General features: G+C 67.4%; 26 protein-coding genes. 12 read left to right on the top strand and 14 right to left on the bottom strand.

The window, feature by feature from the left end; all coding sequences use genetic code 11:
- Window positions 1-18 precede the first annotated feature (18 nt).
- The 3 genes from FHT26_RS05380 to FHT26_RS05370 all read right to left on the bottom strand — a co-directional run bounded on the left by FHT26_RS05380 (window position 19) and on the right by FHT26_RS05370 (window position 3124).
- Complete coding sequence (locus tag FHT26_RS05380) at window positions 19-2166, bottom strand: chemotaxis protein CheA (RefSeq protein ID WP_168559116.1); 2148 nt, start codon at window positions 2164-2166, stop codon at window positions 19-21.
- 67 nt (window positions 2167-2233) lie between these two features.
- The gene (locus FHT26_RS05375) at window positions 2234-2596 is read right to left on the bottom strand and encodes a response regulator (RefSeq protein WP_047511098.1); all 363 of its coding nucleotides are present in this window, start codon (window positions 2594-2596) and stop codon (window positions 2234-2236) included.
- Between the two features lie 60 nt (window positions 2597-2656).
- Window positions 2657-3124, bottom strand: coding sequence for a hypothetical protein (locus FHT26_RS05370; protein WP_246867716.1), 468 nt, complete (start codon window positions 3122-3124; stop codon window positions 2657-2659).
- A 201-nt stretch (window positions 3125-3325) separates the two neighbouring features.
- Here FHT26_RS05370 and FHT26_RS05365 point away from each other — a divergent pair, with 201 nt between their 5' ends.
- Together FHT26_RS05365 and FHT26_RS05360 are read left to right on the top strand one after the other, a co-directional pair.
- A complete protein-coding gene (locus FHT26_RS05365) occupies window positions 3326-4480 on the top strand; it encodes a hybrid sensor histidine kinase/response regulator (RefSeq protein WP_168559115.1) in 1155 nt (384 codons plus the stop codon).
- A complete protein-coding gene (locus FHT26_RS05360; protein WP_168559114.1) occupies window positions 4480-5121 on the top strand; it encodes a response regulator in 642 nt (213 codons plus the stop codon). The genes FHT26_RS05365 and FHT26_RS05360 overlap by 1 nt, the downstream gene beginning before the upstream one ends.
- Before the next feature lie 537 nt (window positions 5122-5658).
- Here FHT26_RS05360 and FHT26_RS05355 read toward each other — a convergent pair.
- The 4 genes from FHT26_RS05355 to motA form a co-directional block, all read right to left on the bottom strand.
- The gene (locus FHT26_RS05355; RefSeq protein WP_168559113.1) at window positions 5659-6288 is read right to left on the bottom strand and encodes a protein phosphatase CheZ; all 630 of its coding nucleotides are present in this window, start codon (window positions 6286-6288) and stop codon (window positions 5659-5661) included.
- 37 nt (window positions 6289-6325) lie between these two features.
- Window positions 6326-6718 (bottom strand): chemotaxis response regulator CheY, encoded by a 393-nt coding sequence (gene cheY / locus FHT26_RS05350; RefSeq protein WP_168559112.1) that lies wholly within the window; start codon window positions 6716-6718, stop codon window positions 6326-6328.
- 69 nt (window positions 6719-6787) lie between these two features.
- Window positions 6788-7738 (bottom strand): flagellar motor protein MotB, encoded by a 951-nt coding sequence (gene motB, locus FHT26_RS05345; RefSeq protein WP_168559111.1) that lies wholly within the window; start codon window positions 7736-7738, stop codon window positions 6788-6790.
- A 25-nt stretch (window positions 7739-7763) separates the two neighbouring features.
- Window positions 7764-8624 (bottom strand): flagellar motor stator protein MotA, encoded by an 861-nt coding sequence (motA, locus tag FHT26_RS05340; RefSeq protein ID WP_168559110.1) that lies wholly within the window; start codon window positions 8622-8624, stop codon window positions 7764-7766.
- A 273-nt stretch (window positions 8625-8897) separates the two neighbouring features.
- On the opposite strand from motA, the gene FHT26_RS05335 reads away from it, so the two are divergent.
- Complete coding sequence (locus tag FHT26_RS05335; RefSeq protein ID WP_168559109.1) at window positions 8898-9074, top strand: hypothetical protein; 177 nt, start codon at window positions 8898-8900, stop codon at window positions 9072-9074.
- A gap of 385 nt (window positions 9075-9459) precedes the next feature.
- Here FHT26_RS05335 and flhC read toward each other — a convergent pair whose 3' ends face one another.
- The 4 genes from flhC to FHT26_RS05315 form a co-directional block, all read right to left on the bottom strand.
- A complete protein-coding gene (gene flhC / locus FHT26_RS05330) occupies window positions 9460-9999 on the bottom strand; it encodes a flagellar transcriptional regulator FlhC (protein ID WP_168559108.1) in 540 nt (179 codons plus the stop codon).
- 44 nt (window positions 10000-10043) lie between these two features.
- On the bottom strand, window positions 10044-10367 hold the full coding sequence (gene flhD / locus FHT26_RS05325; protein ID WP_073468943.1) for a flagellar transcriptional regulator FlhD: 324 nt from the start codon (window positions 10365-10367) through the stop codon (window positions 10044-10046).
- A gap of 244 nt (window positions 10368-10611) precedes the next feature.
- Complete coding sequence (locus tag FHT26_RS05320; protein WP_168559107.1) at window positions 10612-12114, bottom strand: class I SAM-dependent methyltransferase; 1503 nt, start codon at window positions 12112-12114, stop codon at window positions 10612-10614.
- Window positions 12111-14087: an O-linked N-acetylglucosamine transferase, SPINDLY family protein gene (locus FHT26_RS05315; protein WP_168559106.1), complete on the bottom strand. Its 1977-nt coding sequence runs from the start codon at window positions 14085-14087 to the stop codon at window positions 12111-12113. The genes FHT26_RS05320 and FHT26_RS05315 overlap by 4 nt, the downstream gene beginning before the upstream one ends.
- Before the next feature lie 446 nt (window positions 14088-14533).
- Between FHT26_RS05315 and FHT26_RS05310 the strand changes: the two genes are divergently transcribed.
- The 9 genes from FHT26_RS05310 to FHT26_RS05270 all read left to right on the top strand — a co-directional run bounded on the left by FHT26_RS05310 (window position 14534) and on the right by FHT26_RS05270 (window position 23810).
- Complete coding sequence (locus FHT26_RS05310; RefSeq protein WP_168559105.1) at window positions 14534-15373, top strand: flagellin domain-containing protein; 840 nt, start codon at window positions 14534-14536, stop codon at window positions 15371-15373.
- A 315-nt stretch (window positions 15374-15688) separates the two neighbouring features.
- The gene (locus FHT26_RS05305; RefSeq protein ID WP_168559104.1) at window positions 15689-16534 is read left to right on the top strand and encodes a flagellin domain-containing protein; all 846 of its coding nucleotides are present in this window, start codon (window positions 15689-15691) and stop codon (window positions 16532-16534) included.
- Window positions 16535-16715: 181 nt separating this feature from the next.
- The gene (gene fliD / locus FHT26_RS05300) at window positions 16716-18131 is read left to right on the top strand and encodes a flagellar filament capping protein FliD (RefSeq protein WP_168559103.1); all 1416 of its coding nucleotides are present in this window, start codon (window positions 16716-16718) and stop codon (window positions 18129-18131) included.
- A gap of 353 nt (window positions 18132-18484) precedes the next feature.
- Window positions 18485-18904, top strand: coding sequence for a flagellar export chaperone FliS (gene fliS, locus FHT26_RS05295; protein ID WP_168559102.1), 420 nt, complete (start codon window positions 18485-18487; stop codon window positions 18902-18904).
- A gap of 65 nt (window positions 18905-18969) precedes the next feature.
- Complete coding sequence (locus FHT26_RS05290; RefSeq protein ID WP_056804615.1) at window positions 18970-19269, top strand: flagellar protein FliT; 300 nt, start codon at window positions 18970-18972, stop codon at window positions 19267-19269.
- A gap of 43 nt (window positions 19270-19312) precedes the next feature.
- The gene (locus FHT26_RS05285) at window positions 19313-20059 is read left to right on the top strand and encodes a flagellar brake protein (protein ID WP_246867738.1); all 747 of its coding nucleotides are present in this window, start codon (window positions 19313-19315) and stop codon (window positions 20057-20059) included.
- Window positions 20060-20104: 45 nt separating this feature from the next.
- Window positions 20105-20980 (top strand): alpha/beta fold hydrolase, encoded by an 876-nt coding sequence (locus FHT26_RS05280; protein ID WP_210427253.1) that lies wholly within the window; start codon window positions 20105-20107, stop codon window positions 20978-20980.
- Window positions 20981-21021: 41 nt separating this feature from the next.
- Entirely contained in the window at window positions 21022-21738 is a 717-nt protein-coding gene (locus FHT26_RS05275; protein WP_168559101.1) for an alanyl-tRNA editing protein, read from the top strand.
- On the top strand, window positions 21735-23810 hold the full coding sequence (locus FHT26_RS05270) for a hybrid sensor histidine kinase/response regulator (protein ID WP_168559100.1): 2076 nt from the start codon (window positions 21735-21737) through the stop codon (window positions 23808-23810). The genes FHT26_RS05275 and FHT26_RS05270 overlap by 4 nt, the downstream gene beginning before the upstream one ends.
- Before the next feature lie 43 nt (window positions 23811-23853).
- Here the strand turns inward: FHT26_RS05270 and FHT26_RS05265 are convergent, their stop codons facing one another.
- Genes FHT26_RS05265 through yidD form a run of 3 tightly spaced genes read right to left on the bottom strand, consistent with a single transcriptional unit; the run spans window position 23854 to window position 24900 of the window.
- Window positions 23854-24123, bottom strand: a complete 270-nt coding sequence (locus FHT26_RS05265) for a DUF2277 domain-containing protein (RefSeq protein WP_168559099.1) — start codon at window positions 24121-24123, stop codon at window positions 23854-23856.
- A 10-nt stretch (window positions 24124-24133) separates the two neighbouring features.
- A complete protein-coding gene (locus FHT26_RS05260; RefSeq protein ID WP_168559098.1) occupies window positions 24134-24400 on the bottom strand; it encodes a hypothetical protein in 267 nt (88 codons plus the stop codon).
- Window positions 24400-24900, bottom strand: a complete 501-nt coding sequence (gene yidD, locus FHT26_RS05255; protein WP_168559097.1) for a membrane protein insertion efficiency factor YidD — start codon at window positions 24898-24900, stop codon at window positions 24400-24402. The genes FHT26_RS05260 and yidD overlap by 1 nt, the downstream gene beginning before the upstream one ends.
- Window positions 24901-24903: the final 3 nt, after the last annotated feature.

The raw sequence follows: 24903 nt of genomic DNA, 5'->3' as shown, positions 1-24903 counted from the left end.
AAGAATGAACGGCGAAGCTCAGTGGCGCGAACGGCGCACCAGGCTGCCGACGTCCAGGATCAGCGCCACGCGGCCGTCGCCCATGATGGTGGCGCCCGACACGTCGTTGACCTTGCGGTAGTTGGCCTCGAGGTTCTTCACGACGACCTGCTGCTGCCCGAGCAGCTCGTCGACCAGCAGCGCGACGCGCCCGCCTTCGGCCTCGACCACCACCATGATCCCGCTGACGTGCTCGAAGTCGAAGCGCGGCACGTTGAAGACGTGCTCCATCTCCAGCACCGGCATGTACTCGTCGCGCACCTCGACCACGCGGCCGGAGCCGCCGATCGTCTTGACCATGTCGGGCTGCACCTGGAACGATTCGATCACCGACGACAGCGGGAGGATGTAGACCTCTTCGCCGACGCCCACCGACATGCCGTCCATGATGGCCAGCGTCAGCGGCAGGCGCACCGAGACGCGCATGCCGTAGCCTTCGGCCGAATCGATCTCGACGGTGCCGCCCAGCGCGGTGATGTTCTTCTTGACCACGTCCATGCCGACGCCGCGGCCGGACACGTCGGTGACCACGTCGGCGGTCGAGAAGCCGGGCGCGAAGATCAGGCCCCACACCTCTTGGTCCGTCATCGAGTCCGGTGCCGGGATGCCGCGCTCGCGGGCCTTCTTCAGCAGCTTGTCGCGCGACAGGCCGCGGCCGTCGTCGCGCACCTCGATGACGATCGAGCCGCCCTGGTGGGACGCGCTCAGCGTGATGGTGCCGGTCTCGGGCTTGCCCTTGGCGACGCGGTCGGCCGGGGTCTCGATGCCGTGGTCGCAGCTGTTGCGCACCAGGTGGGTCAGCGGGTCGGTGATCTTCTCGACCAGGCCCTTGTCCAGTTCGGTGGCTTCGCCGAGCGTCACGAAGTCGACCTTCTTGCCGAGCTTGGCGGCCAGGTCGCGCAGCATGCGCGGGAAGCGGCTGAACACCATCGACATCGGGATCATGCGGATCGACATCACCGATTCCTGCAGATCGCGGGTGTTGCGGTCCAGGTCGGCCAGGCCGGAGGCCAGCTGCTGGTACAGCGCCGGGTCGAGCCCCTGGCTGTTCTGGGCCAGCATGGCCTGGGTGATCACGAGTTCGCCGACCAGGTTGATCAGCTGGTCGACCTTCTCGACCGACACGCGCAGCGTCGACGCCTCGACCGCGGCGGCCGGCGCCTTCTCGGCCTTGGGTGCGGGCTTCGCGACCGGCTTGGCGGACTCGACCGGCGTGCCGGCGTCGCCGGCCGGTGCCGCATCGGCGGCCGGTGCCGCGACGGTGTTCGGTGCGCCCGGGGCGTCGTCGAAGAAGCCGTAGCCGAGCTCGGCCTCGCTCGGCGCGGCGGCCGCCGGCGCGCCCGGCGCGCCGTCGTGGAAGCCGTAGCCCGGGCCGAGCGGCAGCAGCGAGACCTGCTCGCGCGCCACGTGGAAGGTGAACAGGTCCAGCAGGTCGCTGTCGCTGCTGGTCGTGCAGATCTTGAAACGGCGCATGCCGTCGGCCGACATGCCGTTGTCCAGCGGCTCGATGGTGCCGAGGTCGGTGATTTCCTTGAAGAGCTCGACCAGGTTGTCGGCGTCCGCCAGGTTCTTCAGCGGACCGACGCGCAGCTCGAGCACGCGCGCATGGTTGGGTGCCGACGGCGCGGGCATCGTCGACGCCGGCGCGGCGGCCTTCGGCTTCTCGGCCGGGGCGGCGGGCGCCGCGACCACGACGGGCGGCGCTTCGCCGGCCACCATCGCGCGGATGTTGAACAGCAGCTCGGTGGTGTCCAGCTCGTCGCCGCCGTTGCCCTGGTGGCGTGCCAGCTGGGCGCGCAGCGCGTCGCCCGATTGCAGCAGCACGTCGACCATCGGCGCGGTCGGGGTCAGTTCATGGCGGCGCAGCTTGTCCAGCAGCGTCTCCATCTGGTGCGTCAGCTCGGCGACGTCGGAGAAACCGAAGGTCGCGGCGCCGCCCTTGATCGAGTGCGCGCAACGGAAGATCGCGTTGAGCTCCTCGTCGTCGGCCGACTCGATGTCGAGGTCGAGCAGCAGCTTCTCCATGCGGTCGAGGTTCTCGCCCGCTTCTTCGAAGAAGACCTGATAGAACTGGCTCAGGTCGATGCCGGCGCTCAGCTGAGAGCCTTCGGAGGTCATCTCGCCCATGGCGTGCTCCTGGATGGATGTCGTTATGTTGTCGGTGCGGGAAGGAGTCGTTCGCTCGAGCCGGGGCTCAGCGCACGACCTTCTTGATGACTTCGATCAGCTTGGCCGGATCGAAGGGCTTGACCAGCCAGCCGGTGGCACCGGCGCTGCGGCCCGCCTGCTTCATCTGGTCGCTCGACTCGGTCGTCAGGATCAGGATCGGCGTGCTCTTGAACTTCGGGTTGTCGCGCAGCTTCTTCGTCAGGCTGATGCCGTCCATGCGGGGCATGTTCTGGTCGGTCAGCACGAGGTCGAAGTCGCGACCGCTGGTCTTCTCGTACGCGTCCTGGCCGTCGACGGCCTCGACGACGTTGTAGCCGGCGCTCTTCAGCGTGAAGGACACCATCTGGCGCATGGAGGCCGAATCGTCGACCGCGAGGATGGAATGCATGGGTTTCTCCGGATTTCTCGAAAACTGTTTCGGTAGGTGGACTGGAGTCTTGAGGGCGGCCTAGAACAACTCGATGGATCCGACGTCCATCTCGGCCTGGGTCACCGGGTTGGGTCGCAACGGGGCTTCCTCGACCACGGTCTCACCGTCTTCGTCATCCGCGAAGGCCTCGCGGGCCAGCCGGTCGACGCAGCTGCGCAACCGGCGGTTGGTGTGGTGGATCAGCTGGGAGGCCATGTCCTGGAACTGCAGCGCGGTGACCGCGCCGCCCAGGTCCTGCATGACGCCGCTGAACACTTCGTCGCTTTCTTCCCCCGAGTGGGGGCGTTCGCGCAGGGTGCGGATCTGCTCCGAGGCGCCGTAGAAGCGCTGCATCAGCGTGTCGCAGGCGTCGGCCAGCAGGGCCTGAAGGCGTTCCAGGTCGTTGGTGGCCGACATCAGGTGGTCCTGCAGGTCGGCGGCGGCGAGCAATGCCATGCCCGCGGGGGCGGGTGGCATGCCGGCATCGTTGGCGTCGTTCATCTGCATCCAAAATCTCCGCTCGAAAGTGAGGGATCGGGCGCTGCGCAGGGGAGCTCCTGCGCAAGGCGTGATATCTGTCAGGCATTTTCGGCAGGGGGCGGGAAAGCATTAGCCCAATCACCGGCGAAAAGTGCCGCCAATTCGAAGGGCTGCCGCGAGCGTGCGAAGTTGGCACCCGCGCGCCGGTTGCTTGGCATACTGCGGACCATGTCACCGCCTCTGTCCGAGCAGCGCCTGCGACTCCTGCACCTGGAGGATTCCGAGCTCGACCACCACCTGACGCTGGCCCACCTGCGCCGCGGCGGGCTCGACGTCGACGCGATCCGGGTCGATTCGGAGCTGGAGTTCCTGCAGGCGCTGGAGCCGTCGCAGGAGTGGGACATCATCGTGTCCGACTACAACCTGCCGGGCTTTTCGGGCCTGGTGGCGCTCGACCTGCTGAAGGCGAGCGGGCGCAGCATCCCGTTCATCCTGGTGTCGGGCGAGATCGGCGAAGACACCGCGGTCGAGGCGATGCGCAACGGCGCCAGCGACTACCTGCTGAAGAACAACCTGGCGCGGCTGGTGCCGGCGCTGCTGCATGCGGTCGAGGCGCACGAGCTGCTGCTGGCGCGCCAGCGCGCCGACCGCGAGCTCGGCGAGCAGAAGCAGCGGGTGCACGAGCTTGCGCAGCACTTGCAGACCAGCGTCGAATCGGAGCGGGCGGCGATCGCGCGCGAGATCCACGACGACGTCGGCGGTTCGTTGACCGCGCTGAAGTTCGACCTGGCCTGGATTGCGCGGCATTCCGATTCGCCCGAGGTGCTGGCGCGGGTCAATTCGGCGCTCGAGACGGTGAGCCATGCGATCGAGGCGAGCCAGCGGGTGATGCACAACCTGCGCCCGGCGATCCTGGAGCAGGGCCTGGTGGCCGCGCTGCAGTGGATGGCGAGCCGTTTCGAGAAGCGCACCGGCGTGACCTGCGAGTTCCGCAGCCGCTACGACCACCTGACCTTGCCGGCCGGCGTGCCGCTGGTGGCGTACCGCACCGCGCAGGAGGCGCTGACCAACGTGACCAAGCATGCGCACGCGAGCCATGTGCAGATCGACCTGACGCTGGCCGGCGGGGTGCTGTCGCTCGAGATCAGCGACAACGGCCGCGGCCTGAACCAGGACGACCTCGCGAAGGCGCGCTCGTTCGGCATCCGCGGGCTGCACGAGCGGGCCGGCACGGTGGGCGGATGGGTGGACCTGAGCAGCGGGCCGGCGGGGACGACGCTGATCCTGTCGGTGCCGCTCGAGATGACATCGGAAGAGCTGGACTTCGAGATCGCCGAGGAGCCGTCGGCGCCATACGACCCGACGGTGTGGGGGAACATCTGATGATCAAAGTGATCCTGTGCGACGACCATGCGCTGATCCGGCGCGGCATCCGCGACACCTTGTCGGACGCCCCGGACATCGAGGTGATCGGCGAGGCCGGCGACTACACCGAGCTGCGCTCGCTGCTGCGCACGACCGGCGGCTGCGACGTGCTGGTGCTCGACATCAACCTGCCGGGCCGCAGCGGCCTGGACGTGCTGCACGTGTTGAAGGACGAGGGTTCGACGATGCGGGTGCTGGTGGTGTCGATGTACCCCGAGGACCAGTACGCGATCCGCGCCTTGCGGGCGGGCGCGTTCGGCTATGTGAACAAGGGCGGCGACCCGGCGACCATCGTGGCCGCGGTGCGCACCGTGGGGCAGGGCCGCAAGTACGTGACGCCCGAGATCGCGCAGATGCTGGTCGAGAGCCTGACGACGCCGACCAGCGAGGCGGCGCACGAGAAGCTGTCCGACCGGGAATTGCAGACCCTGGTGATGATCGCGTCGGGCAAGCGGCTGTCGGACATCGCGGAGGAGCTGATGCTCAGTCCGAAGACGGTGAGCGTCTATCGCGCGCGGGTGCTCGAGAAGCTGGGGCTGTCGAACAACTCCGAGATGACGGTTTATGCGATCCGCAACGGGCTTGTTGGCAGCGAGTGAACACTGCGTTGGGGCTTCTATTCACTGCGTGAGGCTGCGCCGGGTCTCGCCCCGGCGGGCGAGTCACTTTCATTTGTCTTGCCAAATGAAAGTAACCAAAGCAAAGGCGCCTGAACCCGAACACCATACGGTTCGTTCTGGCTCGCTGCGGACAACACGGCCACGCCGCTGCACATCGTGGCTTGGTTGGGATTGTTGTGCGTTCTTTTCCCAAGCAGCTCGCTGCGCATCGCCTGGACCCCGGATTGGTATTCGGGCTACGGCTACGGCAACCCGAAGCGGGGCGTGTGAGGAAAAAGGAAGGGCAACAATCCCAAGCAAGGTGGGAGAGCAGCGGCGTGGCCGTGTTGTCCGCAGCGAGCAGAACGAACCGTATGGTGTGTGTTGAGGCGCTTTGCTTTGGTTACTTTCATTTGAGCCAGCAAATGAAAGTGACTCGCCCGCCGGGGCGAGACCCGGCAATGCCACGCAGTGAACCAGACCTCGCCCGCAGCGAAGACAGCCCTCGCGCGCAGCGAGTCCCCACCGGGACGAGGTTCAGAACCCGAGGCTCGCCAGCAGGTCGTCGACTTCGCCTTGGTTGGCCACCACGTCGGTCCGCCCTTCCGGATTCACCACCGGCCCGTTGAGAATCGACGACTCCACCTTCTGCACTTGCTCCGGCGGTGCCGCCTGCACCAGCAGCTTGACCAGGCTGTCTTCCAGGTCGGACGCCAGTGCGACGACCTTGGCCACCACCTGGCCGGTCAGGTCATGGAAATCCTGCGCCATCATGATGTCGGTCAGGTGCACGTCGATGCGCGCCGTGGCGGCCTCGACGTCACCGACGAAATTCATCACCGAACCCGAGGCCACCGCCTTCACCGGGTCGGCCACGATGGCGGCCGCCAGGCGGCGCGTCTCGGAGGCGATGTTCGCGTGCTCCAGCTTGGCCTGGTCGACCGAATTCAGCACCTTGTTCGCCGCCGCGCCGGTCTTCTCGGCGATGTAGTTCAGGCGGCTGCGCGCGTCGGGCAGGTTGTCGGCTGCGGTCCGCAGCTTGGGCATCACGCCCAGCTGCATCAGCGTGTCGTGCAACTGGCGCGTGATCACGCCGAGCTGCTGGAAAACCTCGGGCGACGCCGCAGGCACCGTCGGGGCCAGCGTGGCCATCGTGTCCATCTTCATGATGAGTTCCCTTGTGAATCGGGGGGCTGGTCCGGCATCAGGCCGCAGTGGCCAGCTTCTGCATGATCTTCTGGACTTTTTCTTCCAGCGTGGCCTTCGTGAAGGGCTTGACGATGTAGCCGGCCGCGCCGTCTTGCGCCGCCCGCACGATGTCTTCCTTGCGTGCCTCGGCGGTCACCATCAGCACCGGAATGTGCTTCAGGCTCGCATCGGCCTTCACCGCCGTCAGCAGCTCGAAGCCGTTCATGTTCGGCATGTTGATGTCGCTGACGACGAAGTCGAACTTCGCGTTCTTCAGCATGTTCAGCGCCACCGCGCCATCCTCGGCCTCTTCGGCGTTGTTGTAGCCGATCTCCTTCAGCAGACCGCGCACGATGCGGCGCATGGTCGAGAAGTCGTCGACGATCAGGAATTTCAAATCGGTGCTCATGAGAGTCCTCGCTGGGTCGCTTGGGGCGGTGGGTACGGGGCGGAGCCTGGAAACGGCTGCTTGCGGCAGTTATCGGGCAGTGGCGGCGGAAGTTGAGGGCGGCGTCGTCGCCGCCTCGGCGGCCGGTGCCTCGGGCTCCGGCATCAAGGGCGTGGTCTGGAAGAAACGGTCCTCCGCCTCGCGGTTCATCACGATGATGCTGATGCGCCGGTTGGTCGGGCTCAACGGGTCGTTGCGGTCGAACAGCGCGCTCGACGCGAGGCCCTGCACCCGCAGCATGCGGTCTTCGGGCAACCCGCCCAGCAGCAGCTCGCGACGCGACGCATTGGCACGGTCCGACGACAACTCCCAGTTGCTGTAGCCGCGCTCGCCGCCACCGAACGGCGCGGCGTCGGTATGGCCTTCGAGCGTCAGCCGGTTCGGCACCTCGGCCAGCACGCCGCCGATCTCCTGCAGCAGCTCGCGCATGTAGGGTTTGACCATCGCGCTGCCGCTGTCGAACATCGGTCGGTTCTGGTCGTCGACGATCTGGATGCGCAGGCCGTCGGGCGTCATGTCCAGCCGGATCTGCGACTTGAGCGCGGCCAGCTTCGGGTTGCCGGCCAGCACGTCCTCGACATGCTGCTTCAGCGCCTGCAGGCGCTGCGCCTCGGCCTGGCGCTGCTCGGCCTTGACCGCGGAGAGGTTGATGGTGCTGCGCGACGCGTTGTCGCCGCGCTTGACCTGCCCGCCGCTGCGGGTCAGGTCGGTGCCGCCGCCCTTGATCACGTGCGACGAATCGCCCGAGCCGCTGCCGCCGCTCAGCAGCGCCACCTTCAGCGGCGCCTGGAAATAGTCGGCGATGCCTTTCTTGTCGCCCTCGGTGGTCGAGCCGAGCAGCCACATCAGCAGGAAGAACGCCATCATCGCCGTGACGAAGTCGGCATAGGCGATCTTCCACGCGCCGCCATGGGCGCCGTGACCGCCCTTCTTGATGCGCTTGATGATGATCGGCTGCAGCTTCTTCGAATCGCCGGCCATTACGGAGCGTCCTTCTTCTTGGAGGTCACTTCTTTCCCTTCACATGGCCTTCGAGCTCGGCGAAGGTCGGGCGGTCGGCCGAATACAGCACCTTGCGGCCGAACTCCACTGCCACCTGCGGCGCATAGCCTTGCATGCTCGCGAGCAGCGTGGTCTTGATGCACTGCAGCTCCTTGCCGTTCTCGTCGTTCTTCTGTTCCATCAGCCCGGCCAGCGGCTCCGCGACCGCATAGGCCAGCAGGATGCCGAGGAAGGTGCCGACCAGCGCCGAGCCGATCATGCCGCCGAGGATCGCCGGCGGCTGGCCGACCGAGCCCATCGTGTTCACGACGCCGAGCACCGCGGCGACGATGCCGAACGCCGGCAGTGCGCCGGCCAGCCGGGCGATCGCCGCGGCGGGCGCATGCGCTTCGTGGTGGTGGGTATCGATCTCGCTGTCCATCAGGCTTTCGATCTCGTGGGCGTTCAGGTTGCCCGAGACCATCATGCGCAGGTAGTCGGTGATGAACTCGACCACGTGGTGGTCGTTGCCCACCGTCGCGTACTTCTTGAAGAGGGCCGATTCGTGCGGACGCTCGACGTCGTTCTCGATCGACATCAGGCCTTCCTTGCGCGCCTTCTGCAGGATGTCGTAGAGCAGCGCGAGCAGCTCCATGTAGCGGGCTTTCGAATACTTGGAGCCCTTCAGCAGCGTCGGCAGCGCGGCCAGCGTCGCCTTCAGCACCTTCGGCTGGTTGTTCACGACGAAGGCACCCAGCGCGCCGCCCAGGATGGCCATCAGCTCGGTCGGCAGCGCGTGGATGATCACGCTCATGTTGCCGCCGTGCAGGACGTAGGCGCCGAAGATGCACCCGAGGGCAACCGCGTAACCGATGAGGACGAACATGATCCAGGGTGTTCCGTGTGGGTGGGGTGCACGCCCGTGTCCGGCGCATGTCTCGGACCGTTATCGGCCCTGACCCCAGTCACTTGAGTGTCGGGGGGGTGGGGGGGCGGCAATCGCTCGAACAGCGCTGGAAAAAATGATGCTTCTCGCTGCGCGAGGGGGCCTCTGCGGAGTGGAGCTTCTTCACTGCGTGAGGCTGCTGCCGGGTCTCGCCCCGGCGGGCGAGTCACTTTCATTTGTCTTGCCAAATGAAAGTAACCAAAGCAAAGGCGCTTGAACCCGAACACCATACGGTTCGTTCTGCACGCTGCGGACAACACGGCCACGCCGCTAGACCTCCACCGTGGTTGGGATTGTTGTGCGTTCTTCCCGTCCAGCTCGCTGCGCATCGCCTGGACCCCGGATTGGTATTCGGGCTACGGCTACGGCAACCCGAAGCGGGGCGTGTGAGGAAAAAGGAAGGGCAACAATCCCAAGCAAGGTGGGAGAGCAGCGGCGTGGCCGTGTTGTCCGCAGCGAGCCAGAACGAACCGTATGGTGTGTGTTGAGGCGCTTTGCTTTGGTTACTTTCATTTGAGCCAGCAAATGAAAGTGACTCGCCCGCCGGGGCGAGACCCGGCAATGCCACCCGAAGCGAGACCCGGCATGCCACGCAGGGCAAAACCTGCCAACCAAAAGAAAACGGGCCCCGTGGGACCCGTTGAAAGCACTTTTCAGCGCCAGGAGGAGATCAGGAAAACAAAAGTCGCTAACTCACACTACCCAGGGAAAAACAGAAAACGTTGAGAAGGTTATCGACGGTCCGCCGCTCGACTTGAGGGGCATCTGCCGTCTTTCAGTGCATCTGGATGCCGCCGCTGGCCTTGCCCTTGCCGGCGCGCGCCGGCGGGTTGCACAGGCCGCACACGTAATGCTTGGAAATCTCGTGCGGGTGGCTGACGAAATGGCCGCCGCACTTCGAGCACTTGGTCATCGTCAGCATGCCGTTGTCGACGAACTTGACCAGGCGCCAGGCGCGGGTCACCGAAAGCAGCGCTTCCAGGCCCTGCGCCTGGGTCTGCTCGGAGTACAGCTGGTAGGCCTTGATGACGGTGTCGATCTCGTCCATCACGGCCACCTTGTTCAGGTATTCGTGGATGTTCAGGAACAGCGAAGCATGGATGTTCGGTTGCCAGGTCATGAACCAGTCGGTGGAGAAGGGCAGCTGGCCCTTGCTCGGCGACTTGCCGGAAACTTCCTTGTAGAGGCGCAGCAGGCGCTCGTAGGACAGGTCGGTTTCCGATTCCAGCACCTGCAGGCGCGCGCCCAGGTTGATCAGCGTGATGGCGCGTTCGATCTGCTTGGCTTCGGTCAGGATGCTCTTGGTGCGGCTCATGTCTCTCTCCTTGATTCTTGGTGTGGTCGCGGCGGTCGCTGGCGTCAGGCGGCTTCGTGGTGGCGGCCGGCCATCAGGATGCTGGCGTGCAGGCGGCTCGTCGTGTCGTTCGACGCGGTCTTGCCATGGTTGGTCAGCAGGCCCCAGACCAGGTCGTCGTCCATGCGGAAGCGGCACAGCAGCGTGTTGCTCGCCGCCACCTTCATCATCTGGGCCGGGGTCAGCAGGCCGATCAGCGAGGCGCTTTCGTCGCTGATGCCCAGGCGGTACAGGGCTTGCTCGCGGTCGCTGCGGATCAGGCTCTGCGCCAGCATCAGGTACGACAGGTTGGCTTCACGGATCTCGGTCAGGATTTGGTCGGCGTTCATGTCTCGTTCCTTGGTGTGTGTTGCGGTTTGCTTGCGACTTGTCTCAACGTGGAACGGATTGTGAAGAAGCGATCTGGACCCAAACATCAGGTCAGTTCTGTGGCTTGAGTCCAGCTTCTTCCATCACCCTTGTCAGGCAAATTCCTACACGCCTGCCAGGGAAGCTGATGCGCGAGCGCAAGTGCTTGTCGCAGAACAAAAAAAAGACCGCCGAGGCGGTCTTTTCCATCCCTGGAGGGGTCTTTCAGGCCGAGATGGCTGCCAGATCCTCCGCATAGCTGTCGGACATGTCGTCCGGCAGCGCGAAATCGGCCCGCATCACCCGCGCGGTGGTGCGCTCGCGCAGCGAGGTTTCGACCTTGGCCAGCACGACCCGCATGAAGGCGGCGCGCTCCTTCGGGCATTCACGCAGCGCGTCGTCGAGGTAGTGGAACTGCGCCAGCTGGAAGCGGTGCTCGAACCAGCCGAGGTACCAGAACCAGTCGGTGTAGTAGAGCCACGACTTCTCGTTCAGCGCGCGCAGGTGGGTCGGGTCCTGCCAGGCGGTTGCGGCGTGCTCGTACGGCACCTCGATGATGAACTGGCCGCCGGTCTTCAGCAGCGCGAGGCAGTTGCCCATCAGCATCGGCAGGTCGGGCACGTGCTCGAGCACGTTGTTCGCGAAGATGGTGTCGATGCTGCCGGCGTCCAGCTGCATCTCGCCGCCGTACGACGAACTCGCGCGGTGCGGCCACTGCACCGGCTGGCCGAGGTCGAGCACCAGGTCGGGCTGCGCGCGCTCGAGGATGTCGACGTTCAGCCAGCCCGGCTTGTAATCCTTGCCCGAGCCGAGGTTGATGCGCGACGGCTGCCACGGCGTCTGCGGCCGGCGCTCCTGGTGCACGCGCGCATAGCCGGCGGCGAACGCGAGGATGTCGGCATAGGCCTCGATCGGCTCGGCCGCCTCGAAGCGCTGCAGTTGCGCGCGCGCCTGCTCGTAGAACGCCGGCGTGCCGACATGCTGCCCGAACACCGCCTCCAGGCTGGACTCGTCGAACCAGCTCACGCAGTCCTCGAAGGCCTCGTGCGGGCGGGTCTGCGCCCGGCGTTCCGACAGCACCGGCGTGCCCAGCGACAGGCAGTGCGACACGCGCGCCTGCTCGAAACGGCTGGTCGGGTAGAAGTGCAGGTTCACGACGGCCTTGGCCTGCAGGATCACCTGGTCGCGCTCGGGCCCGTACAGCGGGTGGTCGAACTTCGCGACGCGCCGGCCGGTGGCCTCGATGCGCTTGAGCATGTCGAGCCGGCGCGGGTTCATGCTGCCGATGAACAGCAGGTCGATCGGGCGCTCTTCCAGCGGCATGGGCTGCGCCGGCTTCAGGTACGGGGCGAACAGCAGCGGGAACACCGGCACGTCGTCGGCGTGGGCGGTGTAGGCGGCGATGTTGTCGGCGTCGTACTCGACGACCGCCGAGCCGGCCAGCAGCTTCAGGTAGTCGTCGCCGACCGGCGCGCCGCCGCGGCCCAGTTGTTCCAGGTTCACGAACACGCAGGTGTGGCGCTCGCGCAGCGCGGCGTCGAAGCCGAGGTGCGCTCCGAACACGAAGTTGACCGCGTCATGGCGCAGCCGGTTCTTCGCGAGGCTCACCTCGGCGCCCATGCGGCGGAACTGGTGGCGGAAGTAGCGCGCCTGGTCCAGGAAGCCGAGCGAATGCACGTAGCCCCCGGGCTGGACGATGCACAGGTGGATGGCGGGCAGGCCGTTCATGCGGTGGCTCCTTCGAGGTGTTCGCTGGCCAGCACGATGTGCCGGGCCGGCTTGCCTTGCGACCAGCGTTCGGCCATGGCGCGCAGCAGGCGACCGAAGTCGCGGGTCCAGGTGTCGCTGTCGAACAGCGCTGCGCTGTCGCGGGCGGCCACCAGGTGGTCGCGCAGGGCCTGCCGTGCGGCGGCGTCGCCGGCAAGGTCGACGATGCGGGCTTCGTAGTCGGCCAGCGTGCTGCAGGCCAGTTGCGGCAGGCCGACGGCGTCGAGCAGGCTGGCGGCCACGCGCGATGCGAAGGCCTGGCCGGCGTAGGTGACGACCGGCACGCCGGCCCACAGCGCGTCGCTGGCGGTGGTGTGGCCATTGCAGGGCCAGGCATCGATGAACAGGTCGGCCAGCGCGAGGCGGCTCAGGTGTTCGCGCAGCCCGACCTTCGGGCCGAACACCAGGCGCTGCGGGTCGATGCCGCGCGCCTCGGCCTCGGCCCGCAGCAGGGCCGGCGCATGCTCGTTCCACTGCAGCAGCCACAGCACCGAATCCGGAACCTGGTGCAGCAGCCGGCACCAGACGTCGAACACCTCGGGCGACAGCTTGAACGGTTGGTTGAAGCCGCACAGCACCAAGGCGTCCTCCGGCAGGCCGGCCTGGGCGCGGGTGTACGGGCCGGGCAGCGGCCGCTGGCGGTCGTTCGGCTGGTAGCAGCCGGGCATCAGCGCCAGCTTCTCGCTGTAGTGCGCGGCATGTTCGAGCGGCGAGACGATGGGGTCGCCGATGAAATAGTCGATCGCGTCGGCGCCGGTGGTGCCGGGGAAGCCGAGGAAGGTGGCCTGCACCGGGGCAGGGCGGTGGCCGAAGATCTTCAGCCGGCCATCGCGGGTGTGGCCCTTCAGGTCGACCAGCACGTCGATCCGATCGTTGCGGATCTGCTGCGCCACTTCGAGGTCGCTGCGCTTGCTGACGTCTTCGAAGCGGTCGGCCGCGCGGCGCAGGCGCTGGCGCATGTCGCTGCCGTCTTCCGGGCCGTGCGAGTACAGCGTGATGTCGAACTGGCCTCGGTCGAGCTTCTCGAACACCTCGGCCATCAGGATCGCGGTGGCATGGTGGTGGAAGTCGGCCGAGACGAAGCCGACGCGCAACCGCTCGGGCAGCGGGCGCGGCGCGACCGGCGCGAACGGCTTGATCGCGCGGGTGTGGAAACGCCAGCAGGAGCGGGCGACGCGCAGCTGGGCCTGCGGGTCGGCGGTCAGCGTGACCTGCGCGAACACGGCGGCCCAGCGCACCGCGTCGTTCGGCAGCGATGCGGCCATGCGCTCCAGGGCCGCGAGGTCCTCCCGTGCATGGTCCCAGCGGCACAGCTCGCGCTCGATGAAGGTCAGCACGCTTTGCGCAGCCAGGTCGCCCGGGCCCAGGCCGAGCACGAGCGAGGTGCGCAGGCATTCGGTGGCCTCGGCCTTCATGCCCAGCGAGTTGAACGCCAGCCCGAGCCGGAAGTGCGACAGCGCATGGTCGATGTTGCCCGCGAGCGCCTGGAACAGCGCGCCGATGGCGGCCTGGTGCTGGTTCGAATTGAAGAGCGCCATGCCGAGCGCCTGGTAGTACTCGGTGGTGCGCGGCGTCTGCTCGGGCTGCTGCTGCAGGCACAGGGCCGCCTCGGCATCGCGGTGCTGCGCCCCCAGGCATTCGGCGGCGAGCAGCCGGGCCACCGGATCGTCCGGCTTCATGTCGAGCGCGGCGCGGGCCGTCTGCAGGGCCTTGTCCAGCGTGCCGTTCTGCAACTGCGCGCGCGCCAGGTTCACCAGGTAGACATGGTCTTGCGGCTCGCGCTCGGCGGCGCGCTGGAAGGCGCGCTCGGCACGCGTCCACTCGCCGGCCTTCGCAAGCGCCAGGCCTTCTTCCCAGTCGTGCTTCGCGTTGCGCATGAACGGCGGCACCGGGGCGGCGCGTGGCTTCGAGGGCTTGTGGGGCTTGGTCTGCATCGTGATGGCGCGCGTGGCACGCCCCGTGGAAGGATGCGGAAATTCTAGGAATCCGCCTCGCGCCGGTCTTGCGGAGAAGGGCGGCAGACGCCCGCCAGTTCTGCGCTTGCGGGGCGCGCGACACATCTCGAAACGTCCGTTCGACCCCTCAAGTTCCGGCCGCAAGTGCAGATAGAAGCCGGGTTCTCACCCCTCTGTTCGAGGGATCCCGTCGAAATTTTGGAGGCCGGGTCTCAAGTCTCGAAAGTGGCGGTCCGATAAAGCCTCCATCGGCGACGCAACTACGGCGCCGGGGTCCGGAGCCAAGAGGGCCGGGCGCAGCAAGCCGCGCAACCCCAGGGACGCGCGGTCGTTTAGGCAGAGAGGATCACGGTAGACACCCATCTGCCGAGGCAATGCCGGCGCTCATGCCGGGTCTCAGTTCAACCGTTATTGGAGATTTTCAAATGGTCATGTCAGTCAATACCAACGTTACTTCGCTGAACGCTCAACGCAACCTGTCGAGCACCCAGAACCAGCTGTCGATCTCGATGCAGCGCCTGTCTTCCGGCCTGCGCGTCAACAGCGCCAAGGACGACGCCGCCGGCCTCTCGATCTCGGAGCGCATGGGCGCCCAGGTCCGCGGCATGAACGTCGCGATCCGCAATGCCAACGACGGCATCTCGCTGTCGCAGACCGCTGAAGGCGCGCTGGGCAAGGTCGGCGACTCGCTGCAACGCATGCGTGAACTCGCCGTGCAGGCCCGCAACGGCACCAACGGCGACAGCGACAAGGATTCGCTGGACAAGGAATTCCAGCAGCTGTCGTCGGAAATCACCCGCGTGCTGGGCGGCACCACCTTCAACGGCATCACCATCATCGGTGCCAGCGCCGGCGCGAAGACCTTCCAGATCGGCGCCAACACCACCACCAACGACACGATCGTGGTGACGACGACCGACATGACGGCCGATGCCAGCATCACCGACGCCACCGGCGCCAAGATCGACAGCACGCAATCCGCCGACAACATCGCTTCGACGATCGACAAGATCGACGACGCGATCGACAAGATCAACAGCGAGCGCGCCATGTACGGTGCGGTGCAGAACCGCTTCGACTCGGTGATCTCCAACCTGCAGACCTCGGTGGAGAACCAGTCGGCCGCCAAGAGCCGCATCACCGATGCCGACTTCGCGTCTGAAACGTCGAACCTGTCGCGTGCCCAGATCCTGCAGCAGGCCGGCACGGCGATGGTGGCGCAGGCCAACCAGCTGCCGCAGCAAGTGCTGTCGCTGCTGAAGTAAGCCCCCCGGCTCGCTTCCGAAGGCCCCGCCCGGGACACCGGGCGGGGCTTTCTCGTTCTGGAATCGAATAGGCGGGTCGAACACCCTCATTTCGCGGTTTAGCGCGGGTTCAGTTCTCGGAACAATGACTTCCACGGATCTCTCGCCAGGGATCCGCGGTCCGGATCCACTGGAGGACGCTGACGCGGCGATGTGCGAGAGCACATCTTTCGATCAGTGCACGACGGTGAGTCGCGCCGGTTCGCTTGCGGGTCGCACCGCAGACGAAAGAGCCGGCGCATTCGCCGGGAGTCATTGATTCTTGAGGAGTGCAACATGCCACAAACCATCAACACGAACATCGTTTCGCTGAATGCGCAGCGAAACCTGAACATGTCCCAATCGGCGCTCGCGGTCTCGATGCAGCGCCTGTCGTCGGGCCTTCGCGTCAATTCCGCGAAGGATGACGCCGCCGGCCTGGCCATCGCCGAGCGCATGAATGCCCAGGTGCGCGGCATGAACGTCGCCGTGCGCAATGCCAATGACGGCATCTCGATGGCGCAGACGGCTGAAGGTGCGTTGTCCAAGGTGGGCGACGCGCTGCAACGGATGCGCGAGCTGACGGTCCAGGCCCGCAACTCGACCAACAGCGGCAGCGACAAGGACTCGCTGAACAAGGAATTCCGGCAGCTGTCCGACGAAATCACCCGGGTGCTGGGCGGCACGACCTTCAACGGCCAGCCGATCCTCGCGTCCACCGGCACGCAGACCTTCCAGGTCGGCGCCAACACCACGGTCAACGACACGATCAACATCACCACGGTCGACCTGACCGTCGACGCGTCGATCGTTGCGGTCACCGGCGCCACGGTCGTCATCGACAGCACGCAGTCTCCCGACAACCTGGCCTCCACGATCGACTTCATCGACGACGCGCTCGACCTCGTCAACGACACCCGCGCCACCTACGGTGCGAGCCAGTCGCGCTTCGACTCGGTGATCTCCAACCTGCAGACGGCGGTGGAAAACCAGTCGGCCGCCCGCAGCCGCATCATGGATGCCGACTTCGCGGCGGAAACCGCGTCGCTCAGCCGGGCGCAGATCCTGCAACAGGCCGGCAACGCGATGGTGGCCCAGGCCAACCAGCTTCCGCAGCAGGTGCTGCAGTTGCTCAAGGGTTGATGACCCGCCCGCCGGGCGCGGCTCGAAAGAGTGAAAAAAGTCGCGTCCGGGGCCTCAAGTTGCCGACCGTGAATCCGATACACGCGATATCGGATTCCCCTTTTGGGGGGCCATCTTCTTTTAGGACTGTGGCAGCGAGGCTTCCTCTGCTTGCCGTCCACTTTTCCGAAAGGTCACGGTCATGGCATCAGTTACATCAGCGGGGATAGGCAGCGGCCTCGACGTCGAATCGATCATCACGAAGTTGATGGCGGTCGAAAAGCTGCCGGTCACGCAATTGCAGACCGAAGCGACGAAGGTCCAGACCAAGATCTCGGCCTACGGATCGATCCAGTCGTCGGTGTCAAGCTTCCGCGACGCCGCGCTCGCGCTGACCCGCTCCGGCACCTGGGGTGCCACGGCGGCGACCTCGGCCGACACCTCGGCCGTCACCGTGTCGGGCGGCTCCAACGCGTCGGCCGGCAACTATGCCGTCAGCGTGCAGAAACTGGCTGCCGCGCAATCGGTGGCGAGCACCAGCTTCGCGTCCAGCAGTGCGGTCGTCGGCGAAGGTTCGCTGACCATCGACACCGGCAGCTGGGACATCGGCGAGCCGGGCTTCAAGGCCCGCGCGACCATCAGCGCGATGAACATCGCGATCAGCTCGACCGACACGCTGGCCGACGTGCGCGACAAGATCAATGCGGCCGGCGGCAGCGTGGCCGCCTCCATCGTCACCGACTCGAGCGGCGCACGGCTGGTGCTGTCGTCGAAGGCGACCGGGGTCGACAACGGCTTTCGCGTGACGGCCAGCGGCGCGGGGCCGTCGGCCTTCACCTACGACACGACCGACGAGACCGCGCCGATGAAGCGCACGCAGACCGCGGCCGACGCCGAGGCGACGATCAACGGCTTGAAGATCACTTCGGCCAGCAACACGCTGAACGACGTGGTGCAGGGCCTGACGATGAACCTGCAGAAGGTCACCACCGCCGACGTGCAGGTGAGCGTCGCGCAGGACAACGCCTCGATCAAGAGTGCGATCACGAACTTCACGGCCGCCTACAACGGACTGGCTTCGCTGCTGAAGACGCAGACCAAGTACGACGATGCGACCAAGACGGCCGGCACGCTGCAGGGCGACAGCACCGCGGTGTCGCTGCAGCGCCAGCTGCGCACGATGCTGACCGGGACCGGCACGGCGTCGAGCGCATTCCCGACGCTGTCGTCGATCGGACTGGAGATGCAGACCGACGGCACGCTGAAGGTCAGCGACACCAAGCTGACCAGCGCACTGGGCAACCTGACCGAGATGAAGAAGGCGTTCGCCAACAGCGACACGGTCGATTCGTCCAAAGACGGCTTTGCGCAGAAGCTGCGTGCGCTGGGCGACCAGGTGCTGGGCACCAACGGCTCGCTGGCCGCCCGCACCACCGGGCTGAACAGCACGCTGAAGGACAACCAGGAGCGGCAGGACGACATCACCGACCGGATGACGGCAACCGAGAAGCGCCTGCGTGCCCAGTACACCGCGCTCGACACGAAGATGGCCGGGCTGAACACGCTCAGCACGTACATCTCGCAGCAGATCGCCAATTGGAACAAGAGCACCGGCTGATCTTGTCCGTCAGCGCTTGCGCCATTCCATTCAGGCGCACCTCTTCCGTCCGGGCTGAGCCCTCCCCTCCGTCCGGGCTGAGCCCTCCCCCCGTTCGGGCTGAGCCTGTCGAAGCCTGCGCACACAAGCCGTCCGGGCTGAGCTTGTCGAAGCCCTGCGCGCTGCGGCCCAACCCTTCGACACGAGCCTTCGACAAGCTCGGTCCCCGCTCAGGGTGAACGGGCTTGGCAGGCTGCAACATCGCTTCACACTTGAGGTTGAAATGGACCCTGTTTCACCCGCTACGCGCAGCCTAAAGGCGGCGCGAGGCGGGCCGATAAACAGTGCATCCAGTCACGCACAAGGCCTACAACATGTTCGGATCCGACTACTCCGCATCGCCCTTCGGCGGCGGCCGCAATGCCTACCATGCCGTGCAGGTCGGCACCGGGGTCGACGGCGCTTCGCCGCACCAGTTGATCTCGATGCTGTTCGACGGGCTGATCGATTGCATCGCCCAGGCGCGTGGCGCGATGCGCGCGAAGAAGATCGAAGAGAAGGGCCGTGCGATCAGCCGCGCGGTGCGCATCGTCGACGAAGGCCTGAAGGCCGGCCTGAACCTGAAGGACGGCGGTGAACTGGCGGCGCGCCTGAACGACCTGTATGCCTACCTGGCGCTGCGCCTGACCCAGGCCAACCGGCACAACGACGAGGCGGCCCTCGACGAATGCGCTCAACTGATCGAACCCCTGCGCAGCGCCTGGGCCGAGATCGCCATCAAGACCGCCGCCTGACCGACGGACCGCACACCATGAAGCATTTCCAGATCGACCGGTCGAACGACAACGGAGACCACCCCATGAACAAGGCCCTGCTGAACTACTACGAAGCCATCGAGCGCGCCAGCCAGGACATGCTCGAAGCCGCCCGCGTCGGCAACTGGGACCACGTGGTCAAGCTTGAAGGCGCTTGCGCCGTGCTGATCTCGCAACTGAAGCACGCCGCGTCGCAGCGCCCGCTGGATTCGGAAGAAGCCCAGTTGAAATCGCGCATCATGCAGCGCATCCTCGTCAACGACGCCGAGATCCGCCACCTGGCCGAACCCTGGCTCGAAGACCTGGACGCGATCCTGGCCGGCAAGCCGAAGACCGTCCACTGACCGCGAGGGTCTGTCCCCCTGACCGGAGCCGAACTTGGACACGATGCCGATGCCGCTGGACGCGCTGTCCGCCGCCCATGGCGGGCTGGATGATTTCCGCATCTCCGCCGTGCCCGAGGTGCTGGCGATGCTCAAGCGGCTGCAGGACGGCAACGTGATCGTCCACCTGAACGGCAGCGACGGCGCGACCTACACCACCACGCTGTGGTCGATGGACGCGCTGCGCGGCGTGATCAGCTTCAGTGCCGAAGCCGAGAGCAACCAGGTGCAGTCGCTGGTCGAGTCGGCCGATGCCGTCGCGGTCGCCTACCTGGACAGCATCAAGCTGCAGTTCGATGCGATCGGGCTGGTGGTGGTGCACAACGGCCGCAACGCGGTGCTCAACTGCGCGATGCCGCGCGAGCTGTTCCGCTTCCAGCGCCGCAGCGGCTTCCGGGTGCGGCCGCTGCTGCGCAGCACCCCGATGGCGCGCATGCGCCACCCGGCCATCCACGAGATGCCGCTCGCGCTGCGCGTGCTCGACGTGAGCATCGGCGGCTGCGCGCTGTTCCTGCCCGACGACGTGCCGCCGCTGCCGCCCGGCGTGGTGCTGAACGGCGTGCAGATGGACCTCGACGTCGACACGCGGATCCACGTCGCGCTGCGCCTGCAGCACGTGACCTCGATCAACCCCGATTCGCGCGGCGTGCGCCTCGGCTGCGAGATCGTCAACCCCGCCAGCGACGTCACGCGCGCGCTGCAGCGCTACATCGACCAGACGCAAAAGCGCCAGCGCCTCTTGAACGGATAGCCGCCGCTTGGCCGCTCGGCCGGGCGTGGCAAGATCGCTCCCTGGTTGAACAACGAAGGCCAGCGCGTGCGCATCCAGATCGAGCCCGGTGTCAGGCTGTTCGTCGACGTCGAAGGCCCCGGCCTCGTCCCCGACGGCAACGGCGTGCGGGAGAAGCCCAGCCTCGTGCTGCTGCACGGCGGCCCCGGTTTCGACCACGTGGCTTTCAAGCCGCTCTTCTCCCGCCTGGCCGACCTGGTCCAGGTCGTCTACTACGACCACCGCGGCCACGGCATGAGCGACCGCCGCCCGCCGTCGGAATGGACGCTCGACACCTGGGCCGACGACGTGGTGCGGCTGTGCGACGCGCTCGGCATCGTCAAGCCGATCGTGCTCGGCCAGTCGTTCGGCGGCTTCGTCGCGCAGCGCTACATCGCGCGCCATCCGGCGCATGCGGCCAAGGTGATCCTGTCCAGCACCGCCGGCAGCATGGCGATGCCGCGCAAGCTCGCGATGTTCGAGCAGCTCGGCGGCGCCGAGGCGCGCACGGTGGCCGAGCGCTTCTGGGCCGATCCGAACGACGAGAACAACGCCGTCTACCAGCGCGTCTGCAAGCCGCTGTACAACCCGAGCCTGGTCGGCCGGGTCGAGAGCGCGCCGTGGCGCTTCACTGCGCCGGAGATCCTGCAGGCCTTCATCCGCGGCGAGCAGCGGCAGATGAACCTGCTGCCCGGGCTGGCCGTCGCCCAATGCCCGGTGCTGGTGCTGGCCGGCGAGCTCGACCCGGTGTGCCCGCTGGCCGACGCGCAGGACATCGCCGCGGCGCTGCCCGCGGCCTGGCGGCAGTTCCATGCGTTCCCCGGCATCGGCCATGGCGCCTGGCGCGAGAAGCCGAACGAGGCCTTCGACGTGCTGCGCCGCTTCATCACCGAACCCGCTTGATCGACAGGATGGCTGCGATGACCGAACCGAAGACAGAACCGATGACGGAAGAACTGTTCCGCGAAGACGCCGCGCTCGACGACTGCGAGGCCCGCATCGTCGCGCTCGGCGAGACCGGCGTGCAACTCGACCGCACGGTGTTCTACCCGCTCGGCGGCGGGCAGGCCGGCGACCGCGGCGAGCTGCGGCTGGCCGACGGCCGTGTGCTGCAGATCGCCGACACCCGCAAGGGCGCCGCGCCCGGCGAGATCGTCCACGTGCCGGCGCCGGGGCAGGAGGAGCTGCTCGCGGTCCTCGCGGTCGGCCAGCCGGTCACCGCCCGCATCGACCGCGCCCGCCGCGCGCGCCACATGCGCTTCCACACCGCGACCCACCTGTTGTGCGCGCTGGTGCCGCACCCGGTCGACGGCTGCTCGATCACCGCCGATTCGGCCCGGCTCGATTTCCACATGACCGACCCGCTCGACAAGGAGGCGCTGACCGCCGGCCTGGCCCGGCTGGTGGCCGGCGCGCACCCGGTGCGCCACCGCTGGATCAGCGAGGCCGAACTCGACGCCAACCCCGGCCTGGTGCGCAGCATGAGCGTGCAGCCGCCGCGTGGGCTGGGGCGGGTGCGGGTGCTGGAGATCGAGGGCGTCGACCTGCAGCCCTGCGGCGGCACGCACGTCGCGAACACCGCCGACATCGGCGCGGTGGTCGTCACGAAGATCGAGAAGAAGTCCGCCCAGACGCGGCGGGTGGTGCTGGGGTTCGCATGAGCCCGCCGGGCGGGCCGAGCGACGGGCCGTCCCAAGCCGGCCCGCATCCCCTCGGGGGATCGACCGATGTACCCGTCGGGCGAGGGGCTGTCGACCAGCGCGAGCTGCGCTGGTCGCAGACGCGCTGGGGGGAGCGGCCGCCGTCGCTGCCGATGCTCGATCCGGTGCTGATGGGCGTGCTGCTGGAGCACATCAACACCCGCGTCGCGGTGATCGGCCGCGACGCGCGCTACCTGTACGCCAACCTCGAAGCGCTGCGCTTCATGGGGCTGCCCGCCGAGCGGGTGATCGGCCGCCACATGTCCGAGGTGCTCGACGACGGCGTGTACCGCAGTTTCGTGCCGATCTTCGAGCGGCTGTTCGCCGGCGAGTCGCTGCATCTGCAGGGCTGGGTCAACTACCAGCTGCAGGGCCGGCGCTACCGCGAGCAGGTGCTGGTGCCGTACACGCCCGGCGGCGGGCCGGTGCAGGCGGTGGTGGTCTGCGGGCTCGACCACACCGACCTGCGGCTCGGCGAAGAGGAACTCGCGCTGCGCCAGGAGCAGCTGCGCGCCAGCGAGGCGCTGAAGTCGGCGATCGTCGACCATGCGCTGGCCGCGCTGATCTCGACCGACGCCGACGGCCGCATCGTCGAATTCAACCCGTCGGCCGAGACGATCTTCGGGCGCCGGCGTGCCGAGGTGGTCGGCCGGCCGGTCAGCGAGGTGATCGTGCCCGAGCGCCACCGCGCAGCGCATGAGGCGGGGCTGCGCCGCATGCAGGCCGGCGGCCCGGCGCAGGTGCTGGGCAAGCGCATGGAGCTGCATGCGCTGCGCGCCGACGGCAGCGAGTTCCCGATCGAGATGGTGCTGTGGCGCAGCGATGTCGGCGGCACCGCGTTCTACACCGCGTCGATCGCCGACGTGTCCGAGCGCCACGATGCGGCGCGCCAGATCGAGCGCCAGCGCGAGGCGCTGCGCCAGAGCGAGCGCCTGACCGCGATGGGCAGCCTGCTGGCCGGCGTCGCGCACGAGCTGAACAACCCGCTCGCGATCGTGATGGGCCGCGCCACGCTGCTCGAGGAAAAGTGCGAGGACCGACGCGACCTGCAGCACGACGTGCAGCGCATCCGCGAGGCGGCCGAACGCTGCGGGCGCATCGTGCGCACCTTCCTGAACATGGCGCGCAGCCGGCCGTCGCAGCGCGGCGCGGTGGCCTTGAACGACCTGGTGCGCGCGGCGGCCGACCTGCTGGGCTACACCTACCGCAGCCACAACGTCGCGCTGCAGCTCGACCTGGCGCCGCAGCTGCCGAGCGTGATGGGCGACGGCGACCAGATCTCGCAGATCGTGCTGAACCTGATGGTCAATGCGCAGCAGGCGCTGACGCTGACGGTCGGGGAGCGCCGCGTGCACGTCAGCAGCGGCGTCGAGCAGCGCCGTACCGACCGCGAGCCGCGGGTGTGGCTGCGCGTCGTCGACACCGGACCGGGCGTCGCGCCCGAGGTGCGTGCGCGGCTGTTCGAGACCTTCTTCACCACCAAGCCGGAAGGACTGGGCACCGGGCTGGGCCTGTCGGTGTCGCGCTCGGTGGCGCGCGAGCACGGCGGCGAGCTGGTGCTCGAATCGACGGCGCAGGGCGCGTCGTTCCGCTTGAGCCTGCCGCTGAGCGGCGAGGCCGAGCCGCCCGCCGAGGAGCCGGTGGCGCCGCCGGCCGAGGTGCCGGCGTTGGCGCAGGTGCTGGTGGTCGACGACGAGCCCGAGCTGGCCGAGCTGCTGCGCGACATGCTGGAGCGTGCCGGCTATGCGGTCGCGACGGCGCTGTCGGGCGCGGTGGCGCTGGAGCTGCTGGACGCGGCGCGTTTCGACGCGGTGGTGTCCGACCTGCGGATGCCCGACATGGACGGCGCGGCGCTGTGGCGGGCCGCGTCGGCGCGGCAGCCGGAGCTGGCGCAGCGTTTCCTGTTCGTCACCGGCGACACGCTGTCGCCCGATGCCAGCGAGTTCCTGAAGGCGACGCGCTGCGCCGGGCTGGACAAGCCGTTCTCCAAGCCCGACCTGCTGGCGAAAGTGGCCGAGATGTTGAAACCGTAGCCGGTTGCCCATCCGGGCTACCACCGACTCACGCTCAAGTGCCTCAAGTGCCAAAGCGCGCGGCGCTTCGTTCGCGCGCCTTCGCGGCCTCGACCTCGCGGTCACGCGGTTCGGCGCTGGTCACCATCGAATCGATCAGCCGGCGCGCCGACGCGGCGACCTCGGCCACCGCACGCTCGAACGCCGCTTCATTGGCCTTCGACGGCACCGTGAAGCCGCTCAGCTTGCGCACGAACTGCAGCGACGCATCGCGGATCTCCAGCTCGGTGGCCGGCGGCTCGAAGTTGAACAAGGTCTTGATGTTGCGGCACATCGGGTGTCTCCTAGCGAAGTTTCCAGGCCAGCAGCAGGCCGACCGCAGCCGGCACGGCGAAGTTGAGCAGCAGGATCGGCAGTTCTTCGCCCACCGAATAGCCCGCGCGGGCCACGCCCACCCACATGTTGACGGCGCAGATCAGCAGCCATAGCGCGAGGAAGCCGGCGCCGGCCCAGGTCACCGCGGCCGGGTAGTGGGCGACGAACAGGCGGGCCAGCACCAGCATCGACGCGAGCAGCAGCAGGCCGGCGGTCAGGAACAGGGCGGTGCGCATCAAGGCTCCTTCGGCGGTGCGGGGGTGGGTGGTGGCGTCAAGTGCGGTGGCGCCTTGCGCCGATTCTGCCGCGCGAGGATCCGCTCGCGGGCGGCGTCGGCGGAGGAGTTCCGGCTGCAGCGTTTGCGACGGTCGAAGCAATCCAGGCAGTCCGCCGCATCGCAGGCGCACTCGGCGACATCGCAGGCATCGAAGGGGTTGCAATCGGCTCCGCCACAATCGAAGTCGCACAGGCCCGATTGCGGGTGCAGCCCCGGCTTGTTGCGTACCGCCCGCAATTCCTCGTGGCTCAGCGCACAGGCATCGAGCCGGCCACCGAGCACGTCCAGGCCGTTCCACAGCCCATGGCGGCGGATCGCCCGCGCACCGAGCGCCGAACAGCCACGCCGGCCCGTCTGCACCGAATGCGCACAACGGAAACCCTTGTGCGGCGAGACGAAGCGCTGGTACAGGCCGATCGTCGCGAGGGCGGCCTGCGCCGGCCACTGGTCCGGACGCATCGC

Origin of the sequence: Rhizobacter sp. SG703, from assembly GCF_012275445.1 — a bacterium.
In the GTDB taxonomy this organism is placed as follows: Bacteria; Pseudomonadota; Gammaproteobacteria; order Burkholderiales; family Burkholderiaceae_C; genus Rhizobacter.
This window is presented reverse-complemented; position numbering and strand designations above follow the sequence as displayed.